The sequence below is a fragment of the Cryptosporangium japonicum genome, assembly GCF_039524755.1.
GTDB classification, from domain to species: Bacteria; Actinomycetota; Actinomycetes; order Mycobacteriales; family Cryptosporangiaceae; genus Cryptosporangium; species Cryptosporangium japonicum.
Window position 1 is genome coordinate 180,910 of the sequence record NZ_BAAAGX010000016.1, and the last position, 14,220, is coordinate 195,129.

Genomic DNA, 14,220 nt, shown 5'->3' on the forward strand with positions numbered 1-14,220 from the left:
GGCTAGCGCCTGGGCGCACCCGACGGAGGCGCACCCCCGGGGGCCTGGCCACCGCCCGGTTCGGTGCGGGTGTCCACCGGCACCGTGAGGGACACCGCGAACCCGCCGGCCACGTCCCCGGTCACGGTCCCCAGCTGGCTCGCGCCGCCGTCGTCGCCGAAGACGTTGTCGTCGGTCAGGCTCACCTGCGACAGCGTGGACACCGACGACTCGTACCCGCTCGTCGCGTACACCGCGTCGCAGGTGGCCTTCGGCAGCGCCACCTGCGACGTCGCGATCGCGTTGCCCGCGTCGGTGATCGACGCCTGGTCCGGGTACACCTCGAAGTGGACGTGCGGCCAGCGCCCGGTGTAGCAGGCCGGGAAGACGCTGGTGAACCGCACGACGCCGGACGCGTCCGCGATCTGCACCCCGCGCAGGTAGTTCTCCGACGTCACCCCGTCGGAGTAGAGCGAGTACCGGCCCTCCCGGTCGCAGTGCCACACGTACACCGCGACGTTCGCGAACGGCTTCCCCCCGTCGGCCAGGTCGGTGACCGTCAGCTCGAGCGTCATCGGCACGCCCTCGGCGGTGCCCGACGCGGTCCCGAAGCTCGACCGGATGTCGCTGCGCACGATGCCGCTCTGCGCCAGCACGTTCGGCCCGTTCGACCCGTCGCCCGGGTAGGGGCCGGCCGTCTCGTCGGGGATCTCACCGGTCGACGTGCCCGCCGACGCCGACGTCGAGGCCGAGGCCGTCGTCGAGTCGGTCGTGCTGCACGCGGCCAGCCCCAGCGCGGCCCCGCCGAGGCCGAGCAGCCGCAGCATCCGGCGCCGGTCCAGCGTCCCCAGGTCGAAGTTCAGCCCCTGATCGACGACCTCCTCGTCGGGTCTGGGCAGCACCCGGCCCTGATACGTCGGTCTGCGGGACATGGAACCTCCTGGGAGCGACTACATCGACGGTGCCCAGCGTGGCGGCCGGGAATGGCCGCCACCCGTGCGTGCGCTGAGCGTCGCCTGTGAGGCCCGCTACCGGCGCCGGAGCTCGTCCAACAGGAAGGCTTCCGCGCGCGCGCCGGTTCCGAACATCTCCAGCGAGAGGCTCTCGTCGATGCCGTGCCACCGGCTCGCCGGGTCGCCGACGCCGGTGACCAGCACCGCCGCCCCCGGGAACGTACGCGCGAACTCGGCGATGAACGGGATCGACCCGCCGATGCCCATCTCCACCACCGCGTTGCCGTAGGCCTCGGCGAACGCGGCGCGGGCGGCGTCGTACGCGCTGCCGTCGGTGTCGAGCCGGAACGGCTCGGCCAGGCCCAGGTGCGGCTCGACCTCGATGTGCGAGCCCCACGGCACGTGCGCGCGCAGGTGGTCGGCGACGAGGTCACGCGCCGCCTCGGCGTCCTCGCCCGGCGCCAGCCGCACGCTCACGACCGCACGAGCCCGCGGCAGCAGGACGTTCGACGACGACGCGACGGTCGGTGCGTCGATGCCCAGCACGGAGATCGCCGCGGCCTGCGTGGTGCGCTCGGCCACCGTGCCGGAGCCGATCAGCTCGACGCCGTCCAGCAGCCCGACCTCGGCCCGGAACTGCTCCTCACCCACGTCGACGCCGGCGGCGTCGGTGCCGGTGTTGCGGCGCAGGCCGGCCACCGCGACCTCGCCCTTCTCGTCGTGCAGGCTCGCGAGCGTGTGCACGAGCGCGGTCAGCGCGTCGCCGATCGGCCCGCCGTAGACCCCGGAGTGCACCGGGTGTTCGAGCACCGAGACCTCGACGACGAGGTCGACCAGGCCGCGCAGGCTCGTGGTGAGCGCGGGCACGTCGACGGCCGGGTTCGCCGCGTCGGCGATCACGATGACGTCGGCCGCGAGCAGGTCGTGGTGCTCGCGCAGCAACGCGGGCAGCGTCGGCGAACCCGACTCCTCCTCGCCCTCGATGAACAGCGTGACGCCGACCGGCGGCCGGCCGTCGTAGGCGCGGAGCACCGCGAGGTGCGTCAGCACGCCGGCCTTGTCGTCGGCCGCGCCCCGCCCGTAGAGGCGCCCGTCGCGCTCGGTGGGCTCGAACGGCGGGCTCGTCCACAGCTCGTCGCCGCCGGTGGGCTGCACGTCGTGGTGCGCGTAGAGCAGGACCGTGGGCTGGCCCTCCGGAGCGGGCCAGCGCGCGACGACGGCGGGCGCGCCCCCGTCGGCGCGGAGGATCTCGACCGACTCCGGGCCCAGCGCGCCGGCGAGCTCCGCGACCAGCGCGGCGCTGGCCTCGGTGTCGTCGGCGTGCGCCGGGTCGGCCCAGACACTGGGAATGCGTACCAGCCGCTCCAGGTCGGCGCGAGCGCCCGGTACCACCGCGTCGACCGCGGCCGCGATCTCGTCCCTATTCATGGTTTCCACCGTACTCAGGACCCGTCCTCGGCCATCCCGGGCGGGAAGACCACGCCCTTGTGCAGGATGAAGCAGCTGTACGGCTCGCTCTCGAGCGTGTGGACGATCGCGTAGGCGCTCTGCGCGCGCCGGTAGAAGTCGTGGCGCGGGACGACGCCGTACTCGAGGTCCGCCGGGTGGCCCGCCGCCGCGACCGCGAGCACCCGGTCCTGCAGCGGGGTGGTGAGCGCCGGGTCGTCCTTGACCTCCATGCGCTCGAGCGGGTGCTCGACGAACGCGTCGAGCGGGAACACCGACAGGATCGCGTCGAGCGCCCGGAGCGTGCCGCACTCGCCGAGCCGCACCACCGGCCGGCCGGCGCTGAACGCCGGGTAGTTGCGGTCGGCGAGCAGCAGCTGGTCGCCGTGGCCCATCTCGTCGAGGATCTTCAGCAGGTCGCCGTTGAGCAGCGGATCGATACCTTTGAGCACGCAGCCAGCATGGCGTGCCGTTCGGGAATTGTCGTAGGCGCCCCCTAGTTTCGCGGGTATGAGCGATCGCCAGTTGACGTTGATGGCCGTGCACGCCCACCCCGACGACGAGGCGACCGGAACCGGCGGGGTGCTGGCCCGGTACGCCGCCGACGGAATCACCACGATCGTCGTGACCTGCACCGACGGCCGCTGCGGCGACGGGCCGGGTGGCGTCAAACCCGGCGAGCCCGGTCACGACCCGGATGCGGTGGCGGCCACCCGCGCCGCCGAGCTGGCGATCAGCACCAAGATCCTCGGCGTCACCCACTCCGAGCAGCTCGGCTACCACGATTCGGGCATGATGGGCTGGCCCACGAACGACGCGCCCGGCTCGTTCTGGTCCACGCCGGTGCCCGACGCCGCCGAACGGCTCGCCGCGCTGATCCGGCACTACCAGCCCGACGTCGTCGTCACCTACGACGAGAACGGCGGGTACGGCCACCCCGACCACATCCAGGTGCACCGCGTCACGCTGGCCGCCGTCGAGCTGGTCGAGAGCGTGCCGAAGGTGTACATGAGCACGGTGCCGCGCTCCTGGATGGAGAACATGGGCACGTGGGCGAAAGAAGCCGGCCTCGAGTGGGACGAGCCGGAGGAGGCCCCGCCCGCCGACACTCCCCCGATGGGAGTGCCGGACGAGCAGATCACCGCCTGGGTCGACACCACCGGCTTCAGCGACCAGAAGTACGACGCCCTGGCCGCGCACAGCAGCCAGAGCGACGGTGAGTTCTTCCTCAAGATGGGCAAGGAGAAGTTCGCCAAGCTCATGCGCTTGGAGACGTTCGTCCGGGTGCGTGACACGACCGGGTCACCGCTCCAGGAGGACGATCTCTTCACCGGTTTGCGCTGAGGGGGTTAGTTCTTCCGCGAGAAGGCCGCTTTCACCCGCTCCCAGAGGGAGGGGCGCTCGGGGGTGGAGGAGCCCGAGGCAACCTCGGAGGCCCGCGCGGCGGGGGCGGTTTCCGCGGCGGAGGCGTCCGCAGCGGGGGTGTCCGCGGCCGAGTTGTCCGCTGCGGGGTTGTCCGCTGCGGGGCTGTCCGCTGCCGGGGCGGCGTCCGCTGCCGGGCTGTTCGCTGCCGGGGCGGCTTCGGCGGCTTCCGTTGCAGGCTGGGCCGCCGCGGGGGTGGCTTCCGCTGCCGGCTCGGCGTCCACTACCGGGCTGTCTGCCGGCGTGGTGATTTCCGCGGGGGTGTCCGTTGCGGGGTTTTCCGCGGCCGGCGCTTCAGTGGCGGGGGCCTCGGCGGTGGGGGCCTCGGTGGTGGACGAGGTGGCGGGGGCCTCGGCGGTGGTCTCCTCGGTGGTGGACGAGGTGGCCGTGGCCCCGGCTGCGGTCGCCGCCGGGGTGGGCTCTTCGGTGGGGGCGGCCGTGGCCGAGGCCTCGTCCGTCGCGGGCGAGGCTCCGGTGATGGGCTCGTCCGCCTTTGCGGCGTCGGCGGTGGTGCCTTCGTCGGCCGTCGCGGCGTCGGCGGTGGCGCCTTCGTCGGGGGTCGCGGCGTCGGTGGTCGACTTCGCGTCGACCGCGGGCACCTCGGAGGTGGCCGGGTCGGCGCCCGGCCCATCGACCTTCGATGCCACGGTCGCCGACTCGGTGTCGGAGGTCGCAGGCCCGGAGTCCTCCGTACCCGAAACCTCGGCCGCCGGAGATGCCGACTCAGCGGCACCAGCGGCACCAGCGGCACCAGCGGGAGCCTCGACGGCCGACACTCCGGACGCGGCCTCCGACGGCGCGGGAACCTGGGTCTCGGCCGCGGGCGCCGGAGCCGGGTCAACCGCCGCGTCCGCCGCCGGAGCAGCAACGTCAGTCTCCGAAGCGGGCGCCTCCGCCGCAGGGACGGGCACCTCGACCGCAGGGGCGGGCACCTCCGCCGCAGGCGCAGGCACCTCAACCGCAGAAGCGGGCGCCTCCATCGCAGGCGCAGGCACCTCAACCGCAGAAGCGGGCACCTCAACCGCAGAAGCGGGCACCTCAACCGCAGGGGCGGGCACCTCCGTCGCGGGGAGGGGAACCTCCACCGCGGGGGCGGGGACCTCCGCGGTGGGAGTGGGGGCCGGGGTGGCGCCGATCAGGGCGGCTACCTCCCGGTAGGCGCGATCCCGATCGGCCACCCGCTCGGCCACGATCACCGCGTCACGGTGCCAGATCGCCTGGCGACTGGGCCCGTGGGTGCTCACCACGGTCAGCCCCCGTTCGGCCACGAGCTTGCCGGCCCGATCCCCGAGCCGCTCCCACCCACGCTGCGCGACCTTCCCCTGCAGGAGCACGACACGCAGCTCCGGCAGCAGGCCGATCATCCGCTCGAGCACGTCCGCGCCGGCGCCGAGCTGGACGCCGTTCGGCTCGCCCTTCGCGTCGCGGTGCCAGGGGTACGCGTGCCACACCGTGATCGCCCGGGGCTCGATGCCGAGCGCCTCGAACTCCACGGCCTGGCGTTCCGCCGCCTGGTCGTCGTTCTCCGTGCTCACGAACCCGGAGCCCCGGTCCGCCCGGCCGGGTTCGCTCAGCACGACTAACGCGCGAGCCTCGACCCCGCCGTGCCACGGCGCCACGTACGGCATCGAGCCGCGCCCGTCCACATCGCGCAACTCGTCGACCAGTTCGTTGATCGCGCGCACGTGGGACGCGTACTTGTCGCGCTCCTGCTCCTCGCGGAAACCCGCGTCAGCCATCCGCTTAACCACGCCCGCATCACCCTTCTCGACCCACAGAGGTGGGCCAGTGTAGGCGAACGCTCCGGAGCGGTATCGCGTGCCGAACCGCAAAGGCATCCACCTCGACCGCAACGGCCGACACCATCGGCGCCGGGGCCTCCACCGGTCGGCTGACCACCGGAACCCACCGCCCCCACCGCGACGAGATCGCGGGCCGGTGATCCGTTCGTCCCACCCACCGGGCGCCATCGCGCCATCCTGTGGTGGTGAGCACTGGGGAGGCGCCGGCGGAGCGGGTCGCGGTCGGCTGCCTCGTGGTCGCGTCCCTCGGCCTCGCGCTCGGGGGCAGCGCGGTGCGCTGGCCGGGCGTCGGTCCGTCGGTCGCCGGGGCCGGGGTCGCCGCGCTGGGGCTGGTCGTCGGCACGCTGCTGGCGTTCGGGGCGGTGCTGCGGCGGGGCCGGGCGCTCCCAGCGGTCCGGACCGGGCTCGCCGTGGTCGCGTTCCCGCACGTCACCGGGCTGGCCGACCCGCTGATCCCGGCCGGCGGGGCGGGGGTGTTCCTGGGGTTCGAGGCGCTGCACGTCGTCACGCTGGCCGCTCTGGTCGTGGGGGCGGTCGCGGCGGCGGGTACCGGTGCGCTCGCCGGGGCCGGGAGGGCGGCCTTGCCGGTGACTCTCGTCGCCGCGTTCGCCGGGGTGGTGGCGGCGGTGGCGTTGCCGCTGTCGTACGTCGCCACGCTCCCCGATCCGGACTCGGGTGACCCGGCGGGTGACCGGTCGTTCGGGGTGTGGTTCGCGGTCGGCACGGCGATGCTGGCGGTGGCCGGTGCGTTGCCGGTGGTGGGGGCGGTCGTCCCCGGCCGGGGGTTCGCCCGGGCCCGGGCGGTGCTCGGCGCGGTCGTCGCGCTGCTCACCGCGCTCACCGCGGGGGTGATCGTCCGGTTCGGACTGGTCCTGGTGGTCAATGACCACGCGTCGGCGGACGATCGCCGGGGCTTCGCGCTCGCCACCGCCGCGACGGTCGTGTTCACGGTGGCCGAGCTGGCCGGCGCCGCCCTGCTGATCCGCGGCGCGGCCGCACCGGAGCTCACGACGTCGCCGTCCGCCGATCCGTGAGGCGGACCGGAGCGGAGCGCGGCGCTACGGTGAGGGCGTGGCCGAGATCGTGCAGAGCCCGGACGTCCACCGACTGCTCGACGAGCTGACCCGGCCGGACGGCCGGGCCGACCCGTACCCGCGGTACGCGCGGATCAGAGCGACCTCGCCGATCGTGCGTGCCCCCGACGGGGTGCTCGTGCTCACCGGGTACGACGAGTGCAGCACGATGCTCCGCGACCCGCGCCTCGGGCACATGCCGCCCGATCTGCTGGCGTTCATCGGCTATCCGGACTGGACGGACCACCCGGCGCTGCGGACGCTCTTCACGAGCATGCTCACGATCAACCCGCCGGATCACACGCGGCTGCGCCGGCTGGTGAGCTCCACGTTCACCCCGCGCCGGGTGGAGGCGTTGCGCCCGGCGATCGAGGCGATGGTCGACGGGCTGCTCGACGAACTGAGCGGCACCGTCGATTTCGTCGACGCGTTCGCGTTTCCGTTGCCGGTGAACGTCATCGGGGAACTGCTGGGCATCCCGGCCGGTGACCGGGCGCAGTTCCAGACGCTGACCCGCGACTGGACGCAGGTCATGGAGGTCATCACGCCGGAGGTGCTCAGCCGCGCCGACCCGGCCGCCGCCACGATCCGCGAGTACCTGGGCGGGCTGATCGACGAGCGACGCACGAACCCGGCCGACGACCTGCTCAGCGCACTGGCCCTGGCCGAGGCGGAGGGTGACCGGCTCACCCGCGAGGAGGCCGTCACGACCGCGGCGCTGTTGTTCGTGGCCGGGTTCGAGACGACGACGGGCCTGCTCGCGAACGGGCTCGCGGCGCTGCTCGACCACCCGGAGCAGTTCCGGCTGCTCGGCGAGCGCCCCGACCTGGCCCGCCCGGCCGTCGAGGAGCTGCTGCGCTACGACAGCCCGGTGCAGATCGGCGCGCGCATGGTGGCCGAGCCGATCGAACTGGCCGGTGTTCCCGTCGCGCCCGGCGAGCGGTTCGTCGCCTACCTCGGGGCCGGCAACCGCGATCCGCGGCGGTTCCCCGACCCGGACGTCCTCCGGCTGGATCGGACGGACAACGCGCCGCTGTCGTTCGGGGGCGGCATCCATTACTGCCTGGGCGCCCCGCTGGCCCGGCTGGAGGCGCAGATCGCGTTCCCGGCGCTGGCCCGGCGGTTCCCGGAGCTCGCACCGGCCGGCGGGGCGCAGCGTCGCGACAGCCTGACCCTCAAGGGATTCACCCGGCTCCCGGTGCGGATTCCGGTGTGAGCACCCCCGCCCAACGGGTAGCTGGATACGCATGGAGATCCTGCTGATATTCATCCTCGTGGCGGCGGTCGCCGCGCTGCTGCACCGGTGGCACATCGCGACGAGCGGTCAGCGGCTGGCCGACCCGCCGGGGCCCGACCCGACGCCGGTGCCGGGCCGGCTGCCGCTGCGGGCCAGCGCCCAGATGCGCCGGGCGATGCGTGCCCGCGGCACCTACGTGACGCCGCAGCACACCCCGCCGCCGACCGCGCCGCCCTCGGACGCTCCGTTCTAGACGGTCGGCTTCCAGCCGATCGCCGGCGCGATGTGCTCGGCGATGGTGGCCAGGATCCGGGCGTTGTACTCGACGCCGAGCTGGTTGGGCACGGTGAACAGCACGGTGTCGGCGTCCTGGACGGCACGGTCGCGGGCCAGCTCGGCGGCGATCACGTCCGGCTCGCCGACGTAGGACCGGCCGAAGCGTGACCGGACGCCGTCCAGGATGCCGATCTGGTCGTCGTCGCCGCGGGAGCCGAAGTAGACCCGGTCGACGTCCTCGGTGATCGGCAGGACGCTGCGTGACACCGACACCCGCGGCTCGCGGTCGCCGGTGAACGCGTCGCGGAACATCCGGATCTGCTCGGCCTGCAGTTCGTCGAACGGCACGCCGGTGTCCTCGGTGAGCAGCGTCGAGCTCTGCAGGTTGACGCCGAGCGACGCCGCCCACTCCGCGGTGGCACGGGTGCCCGCGCCCCACCAGATGCGCTCGGCGAGCCCCTCGGACTGCGGCTGGATCGGCAGGCCCGCACGCACGCCCGAGCGCGCCGGGTCGGTGGTGGCCACCGCGGCGCCCTGGATCGCCGCGAGGAAGATCTCGGTCTTCTGCCGGGCCAGCTCGGCCGGGTCGTCGGCGCGGTACCCGAACGACTCCGCGCCGCGCAGCGCGGTCTCGGGTGACCCGCGGCTCAGCCCGAGCTGCAGCCGCCCGCCGCTGATCAGGTCGGTCGCGGCGGCCTCCTCGGCCATGTACAGCGGGTTCTCGTACCGCATGTCGATGACGCCGGTGCCCATCTCGATCCGCGACGTCCGGGCCGCGATCGCCGAGAGCAGCGGGAACGGCGAGGCGAGCTGCCGTTCGAAGTGGTGGACGCGGACGAAGGCCCCGTCGACCCCGAGGTCTTCGGCGGCCTGGGCCAGGTCGATCGTCTGCAGCAGCGCGTCGGCCGCGGACCGCGTTCGCGATCCCTCGACGTCCCGCCAGTGCCCGAAGCTCAGGAACCCGATCTTCTTCTTCATGATGTGACGAACAATAGTTGATCGATCAACAATTCCGTACCCGTGGTCGATGGCATTCCGAACCGCTAGCGTCCGGACGCATGAAGCGACAACTGGCCGGGGCCGCCGGTGTGGTGCACGGCGTCGCGTCCGTGCTGAACGCCGCCAACGCCCTGCGACCGCCGCACGACCCCGGCCGGCTGGCGGTCCCGTCGTTCGCGGCCGGCGCGCTCAGCACCGAACTCCCGGCCGCCGCCACGGCCGCGACCGTGTTACCCCAGCTCGCCCTGGCCGCGGCCGGCGGCGCACGCACCCGCGCCGGTCGCCTCGGCCTCGCGCTGTCCCTCGGTGCGGCCGCCGGTCTCGTCGCGGTCGCGGCCGCGTCCCGCTCGGCCGCCGACGTGCTCGACCGGGCGCTCGACGAGGTCTACGGCCCCGACTACCGCTCCCGCGTGCGTCACCCGGCCTGGCCCGAGCCGGACGCGCCGCTCGGTCGCCGGCCGGGCGTCGTGCGGATGTTCCAGGTCCGCGAGCGCTACGCCCACGACGTCGACCTCCCCTACGGCCCGGCCGGTGTCCGCAACCATCTCGACGTCTGGCGGCGGACCGATCTCCCGCCCGGTGGCCGCGCCCCGGTGCTGATCCAGATCCACGGGGGCGCGTGGACCCTCGGCAACAAGCGGGAGCAGGCGCTGCCGCTGCTGAGCCACCTCGCCGAGCGGGGCTGGGTGTGCGTCGCGGTGAACTACCGGCTCGGTCCGCGCGCCACCTGGCCGGACATGATCGTCGACGTCAAGCGCGCGGTCGCCTGGGTCAAGGAGCACATCGCCGAGTACGGCGGCGACCCGGAGTTCGTCACGATCACCGGCGGTTCGGCCGGCGGGCACCTGACCGCGTTGCACGCGCTCACCGCGCCGGAGCGGCGCTGGCAGCCCGGCTTCGAGGACGTCGACACGACGGTCGCGGCGGCGGTTCCGCTCTACGGCGTCTACGACTGGACCGACCCGGCCGACGCCGGGCTGCTGCGCCTGGTCGAGCAACGGGTCGTCAAGCGGACGCTCGCGGAGGCCCCGGAGGTGTTCCGGGCCGCCTCGCCGCGCCACGCGATCCACGCCGACGCCCCGCCGTTCTTCGTGCTGCACGGTGACCACGACTCGCTGGTGCCGGTGCGCGGCGCCCGCCGGTTCGTCGGTGACCTGCGTGCCACGTCGAAGGCGCCGGTGGCGTACGCGGAGATCCCCGGTGCGCAGCACGCGTTCGAGATCTTCGGGACGCGACGGGCCCACGCGGCGGCCGAGGCGATCGAGCGGTTCCTCGGAATCGTGTACGCCGAACACGCCGAGCGGGTGCCAGACTCCACGGCATGAAGTACGTGCTGATGATCTGCGACGACGAGACCTACCAGCCGGAACCGGAGGAGCTCGGCGGGAACCCGCGGATGCGGGCCTGGGAACAGGACCTCACCCGGCGCGGGGCCCTGCTGGCGGGCGCGCGGCTGCGCCCGAGCGTCGACGCGACGACCGTGCGGGTGCGCGACGGCGAGACGCTGGTCTCCGACGGGCCGTTCGCCGAGACCAAGGACTTCGTCGGCGGGTTCGCGGTCGTGGAGGCCGACGACCTGGACGCGGCGATCGCGATCGCGGCCGCGCACCCGTTCGCGGACTGGGGCACGGTCGAGATCCGCCCCGTCTGGGAGTGAACGTCGGGGACGCGCTCGACGCCGCCTACCGCGACGAGTGGGGCCAGGTCGTCGCCACGCTGATCGGGCTGACCCAGGACTGGGACCTGGCCGAGGACTGCGCCCAGGACGCGTTCGCGGCCGCGGTCGCCACCTGGCCCCGCGACGGGGTGCCGGCCCGCCCGGGCGCGTGGCTGACGACGGCCGCACGCAACCGGGCCCTCGACCGGTTGCGCCGCGACGCGGTCGGCACCGCGAAGCTGCGCCAGCTCGCGCCGCTCGCTCCGGACCCGGAACCGCACGAGATCACCGACGAGCGGCTGCGCCTGATCTTCACCTGCTGCCATCCGGCCCTGCCGTTCGAGGCCCGGGTCGCGCTGACGCTGCGCACGCTCTGCGGTCTGAGCACGGCCGAGATCGCCCGGGCCCTGCTCACCACCGAGCCGACGATGGCCCAGCGGCTGGTGCGGGCCAAACACAAGATCGCCGAGGCCGGTATCCCCTACCGCGTCCCGCCGGCGGAGTTGCTGCCGCCGCGGCTCGCGGCGGTGCTGGCCGTGCTCTACCTGATCTTCAACGCCGGGTACGACGGGCACCAGGGCCTGACCGGTGAGGCGATCCACCTGGCCCGGGTTCTCGCCCGGTTGCTGCCGGACGAGCCCGAACCCCGCGGCCTGCTCGCGCTGATGCTGTTCGGCGAGGCCCGGCGGGCCACCCGGGCCGACGACGGTGTGCTGGTGCCGCTGGAGGAGCAGGACCGCGACCGCTGGGACGCCGCTCTGATCGCCGAAGGCGAGCGGATCCTCGATCACACGCTGGCCGCGAAGCGGGCCGGCCCGTACCAGGTGCAGGCCGCGATCGCGGCCTGCCACGCCACCGCCGCGGACGCGGCGAGCACCGACTGGCCCCAGATCGTCGCGCTCTACACGCAGCTCAGCCGGCTGACGCCGTCGCCGGTCGTGGAGCTGAACCGGGCCGTGGCGGTCGCGATGTCGGAGGGCATCCCGGCCGGGCTGGCCCTGGTGGACGCACTCGCCGCGTCCGGACGGCTGGACGGCTACCACCTGCTGCCGGCCACCCGGGCCGACCTGTTGCGACGCGACGGGCGGCCGGCGGCGGCCCGGGAGGCCTACGAGCAGGCGATCGCGCTCGCCCCGACCGAGGCCGAACGGCGCTACCTGACCCGCCGGAAAGAAAATCTCTGACGCCTGTCGATCCCGGCCGGGTTCCTTCGTCGGTGGGGCATGAGAACAGAGATCGAAGCGCGGGCACGCCCCGGGCTCGTGCTGGGGCTGGCGTGCGCGGCCCAGGCCATGGTGGGGCTGGACACCGCGATCGTGAACGTGGCGGTGCCGTCGATCCAGCGTGAGCTCGGCGTCGACGCGGGTGTCGTGCAGTGGGTGGTGGTCGCGTACGGGCTGCTGCTCGGCGGGTTCCTGCTGGTCGGTGGGCGGATGACCGACCAGGTCGGACGCCGGCGGGTGTTCCTGGCCGGTGTCGTGGTGTTCACGGTGGCGTCGCTGGTGGCGGGGGCCGCGCCGCGGGCCGGGCTGCTGATCGCGGCCCGGGGCGTGCAGGGCTTCGGGGCGGCGCTCATCGCCCCGGCCGCGTTGTCGCTGCTCGCGGTCACGTTCCCGGACGGACGGGAGCGGGTGCGCGCGCTCGGCCTGTTCGGCGCGATCGGCGGGGTCGCCGGGTCGTTCGGGGTCGTGGTCGGCGGGCTGCTCGCGGCCGGGCCGGGGTGGCGGTGGGCGTTCTTCCTGAACGTGCCGGTCGGTGTGGTGTTCGTGGCGATCGCGCTGATGTTCCTCGCCCCGGACCGGCCGCGCGACCGGGACACCCGCCTGGATCTGCGTGGCGCCACCGTGGTGACCGGTGGGCTGCTGCTGCTGGTCTGGTCACTGCACCACGGGTCGATCCTCAGCTGGGTGGCCGCCCTCGGGGCGCTGGGGCTGTTCGCCCGGATCGAGGCCCGGTCGGCGCACCCGCTGGTGCCGCCGTCGGCCTGGCGCAACCGGGCGCTCGCCCCGGCGTTCCTGACGTTCTGCGCGCTGCTCGGATTTATCTTCCTCGGCTCGCTGCTGATGCAGCAGGAGCTCGGCTACTCCCCCGCGACGACCGGCGTCGCCTGGCTGGCCACCACCGCGACGATCTTCGTCGCCGCGATGGGCGGCGCCCGGCTCGCCGCCCGGGTGCCGGTGCGTGCCCTGCTGGTCACCGGCCTGTCACTGACGGTCGTCGCCGCGCTGTGGCTGACCCGGGTGTCCCCCGACAGCACCTACGTCACCGGCCTGCTCCCGGCGTTCCTGCTGGCCGGCGTCGGCTTCGGGCTCTGCGGCCCGGCGATCCAGATCAGCGCGCTCACCGGCGTGTCCCGGTCGGAGGCCGGCCTGGTCTCCGGTCTGGTGGAGACCATGCGCGAGATCGGCGGCGCGGCCGGCGTCGCGGTGGTGGCCACCGTGCTCGTCGCCGGCCACGGATTCCGCTGGGCGTTCGCGCTCGTCGCGCTGGTCGCCGCACTCGCACTCCTCAGCACCGTTCCCGGAAGGAAGACGTCATGACCGACCTGCCCCCCGTGGTCGACCGGGCCGCGTTCGAGGCCGAGGTCGCGCGCCTGCGCACCCGCGAGAAAGCACACACCCGGGAGGGCGACGCCCTCGCGGCGCAGCGGCGGCGCCTGCCGATGGTCGAGGTGCCCGCCGACACGCTCCTCACCGGCCCGGACGGCCCGACGACGCTGCTCGACGCGTTCGAGGGGCGTCGGCAACTGATCCTGTACTACTTCATGTGGCACGCCGGGCACCCGGCAGCGGCGCAGTGCGAGGGCTGCACCTGGTGTTCGTCGCAGGTGCGTGAGCTGTCCTATCTGCACTCGCGGGACATCACGTACGCCATCGTGGCCCAGGGCCCGTACCCGGAGAGCGCCCGCTACCACGAGTTCATGGGCTGGACGATGCCCTGGTACGCGGCCGCGGGCGAGCCGCTGGAGACGCTGCTCACCGGGCGGCACGTCGGGATGATGCACCTGATCAGCTACGTGCGCGACGCCGACCGCGTCTTCGAGACCTGGTGGACGACGCGGCGCGGCGTCGAGCAGGTCGACAACTCCTACCGGCTGATGGACCTCACGGTCTTCGGACGCCAGGAGCCGCACGAGGACTCCCCGGCCGGCTGGCCGCGGACCTGGCCGGTGGACGGGCACCTGCTGAAGACCGACGGCCGCCCGATCCCGCAGTGGCCCCGCCTGGCGGCGGGCCACTCCGACGACCTCGGCAGCTAGTCGAGGCAGAACTCGTTGCCCTCGGGGTCGGTCATCAGGAGGTGGCCGAACTCGAGGGGCGGCCGCGGTTCGAGCCGGCGCACCCGGGTGGCGCCCAGTGTCACCAGCCGCTCGGCC

The 14,220-nt window shown here is 73.9% G+C and carries 15 protein-coding genes; 9 read left to right on the forward strand and 6 right to left on the reverse strand.

The genetic code is table 11. The annotated features are described in order from the left end of the window. Positions 1-2 precede the first annotated feature (2 nt). The 3 genes from ABD437_RS20425 to ABD437_RS20435 form a co-directional block, all read right to left on the reverse strand. On the reverse strand, positions 3-911 hold the full coding sequence (locus ABD437_RS20425) for an intradiol ring-cleavage dioxygenase (RefSeq protein ID WP_344650478.1): 909 nt from the start codon (positions 909-911) through the stop codon (positions 3-5). A gap of 96 nt (positions 912-1,007) precedes the next feature. After that, positions 1,008-2,360 carry a dipeptidase gene (locus ABD437_RS20430; RefSeq protein WP_344650479.1) on the reverse strand — a complete coding sequence of 451 codons (1,353 nt, stop codon included), beginning with the start codon at positions 2,358-2,360 and terminating at the stop codon, positions 1,008-1,010. 14 nt (positions 2,361-2,374) lie between these two features. Beyond that, the gene (locus tag ABD437_RS20435; RefSeq protein WP_344650480.1) at positions 2,375-2,830 is read right to left on the reverse strand and encodes an RbsD/FucU family protein; all 456 of its coding nucleotides are present in this window, start codon (positions 2,828-2,830) and stop codon (positions 2,375-2,377) included. 58 nt (positions 2,831-2,888) lie between these two features. Here ABD437_RS20435 and ABD437_RS20440 point away from each other — a divergent pair, with 58 nt between their 5' ends. Next, positions 2,889-3,722, forward strand: a complete 834-nt coding sequence (locus ABD437_RS20440) for a PIG-L family deacetylase (protein WP_344650481.1) — start codon at positions 2,889-2,891, stop codon at positions 3,720-3,722. A 5-nt stretch (positions 3,723-3,727) separates the two neighbouring features. On the opposite strand, the gene ABD437_RS20445 is transcribed toward ABD437_RS20440, so the two are convergent. Continuing rightward, positions 3,728-5,539 carry a hypothetical protein gene (locus ABD437_RS20445; protein WP_344650482.1) on the reverse strand — a complete coding sequence of 604 codons (1,812 nt, stop codon included), beginning with the start codon at positions 5,537-5,539 and terminating at the stop codon, positions 3,728-3,730. 248 nt (positions 5,540-5,787) lie between these two features. On the opposite strand from ABD437_RS20445, the gene ABD437_RS20450 reads away from it, so the two are divergent. The 3 genes from ABD437_RS20450 to ABD437_RS20460 are packed head-to-tail and all read left to right on the forward strand — an operon-like array spanning position 5,788 to position 8,165. After that, entirely contained in the window at positions 5,788-6,636 is an 849-nt protein-coding gene (locus ABD437_RS20450; protein ID WP_344650483.1) for a hypothetical protein, read from the forward strand. Positions 6,637-6,673: 37 nt separating this feature from the next. Beyond that, positions 6,674-7,891 (forward strand): cytochrome P450, encoded by a 1,218-nt coding sequence (locus tag ABD437_RS20455; RefSeq protein ID WP_344650484.1) that lies wholly within the window; start codon positions 6,674-6,676, stop codon positions 7,889-7,891. Between the two features lie 31 nt (positions 7,892-7,922). Next, positions 7,923-8,165: a hypothetical protein gene (locus ABD437_RS20460; protein ID WP_344650485.1), complete on the forward strand. Its 243-nt coding sequence runs from the start codon at positions 7,923-7,925 to the stop codon at positions 8,163-8,165. Here the strand turns inward: ABD437_RS20460 and ABD437_RS20465 are convergent. Then, positions 8,162-9,166: an LLM class flavin-dependent oxidoreductase gene (locus tag ABD437_RS20465; protein WP_344650486.1), complete on the reverse strand. Its 1,005-nt coding sequence runs from the start codon at positions 9,164-9,166 to the stop codon at positions 8,162-8,164. The genes ABD437_RS20460 and ABD437_RS20465 overlap by 4 nt on opposite strands. Before the next feature lie 80 nt (positions 9,167-9,246). Between ABD437_RS20465 and ABD437_RS20470 the strand changes: the two genes are divergently transcribed. The 5 genes from ABD437_RS20470 to ABD437_RS20490 are packed head-to-tail and all read left to right on the forward strand — an operon-like array spanning position 9,247 to position 14,103. Next, positions 9,247-10,512 (forward strand): alpha/beta hydrolase fold domain-containing protein, encoded by a 1,266-nt coding sequence (locus ABD437_RS20470; RefSeq protein WP_344650487.1) that lies wholly within the window; start codon positions 9,247-9,249, stop codon positions 10,510-10,512. Next, positions 10,509-10,844: a YciI family protein gene (locus tag ABD437_RS20475; RefSeq protein WP_344650488.1), complete on the forward strand. Its 336-nt coding sequence runs from the start codon at positions 10,509-10,511 to the stop codon at positions 10,842-10,844. Before ABD437_RS20470 ends, ABD437_RS20475 begins: the two co-directional genes overlap by 4 nt. Next, positions 10,841-12,028: an RNA polymerase sigma factor gene (locus ABD437_RS20480; RefSeq protein ID WP_344650489.1), complete on the forward strand. Its 1,188-nt coding sequence runs from the start codon at positions 10,841-10,843 to the stop codon at positions 12,026-12,028. The genes ABD437_RS20475 and ABD437_RS20480 overlap by 4 nt, the downstream gene beginning before the upstream one ends. A gap of 39 nt (positions 12,029-12,067) precedes the next feature. Further along, positions 12,068-13,384 carry an MFS transporter gene (locus ABD437_RS20485; RefSeq protein WP_344650490.1) on the forward strand — a complete coding sequence of 439 codons (1,317 nt, stop codon included), beginning with the start codon at positions 12,068-12,070 and terminating at the stop codon, positions 13,382-13,384. After that, complete coding sequence (locus tag ABD437_RS20490; RefSeq protein ID WP_344650491.1) at positions 13,381-14,103, forward strand: DUF899 family protein; 723 nt, start codon at positions 13,381-13,383, stop codon at positions 14,101-14,103. Before ABD437_RS20485 ends, ABD437_RS20490 begins: the two co-directional genes overlap by 4 nt. On the opposite strand, the gene ABD437_RS20495 is transcribed toward ABD437_RS20490, so the two are convergent. Continuing rightward, the coding region (locus tag ABD437_RS20495; RefSeq protein ID WP_425558198.1) for a VOC family protein at positions 14,100-14,220 on the reverse strand (121 nt) is incomplete at its 5' end. The two genes, ABD437_RS20490 and ABD437_RS20495, sit on opposite strands and share 4 nt — an antisense overlap.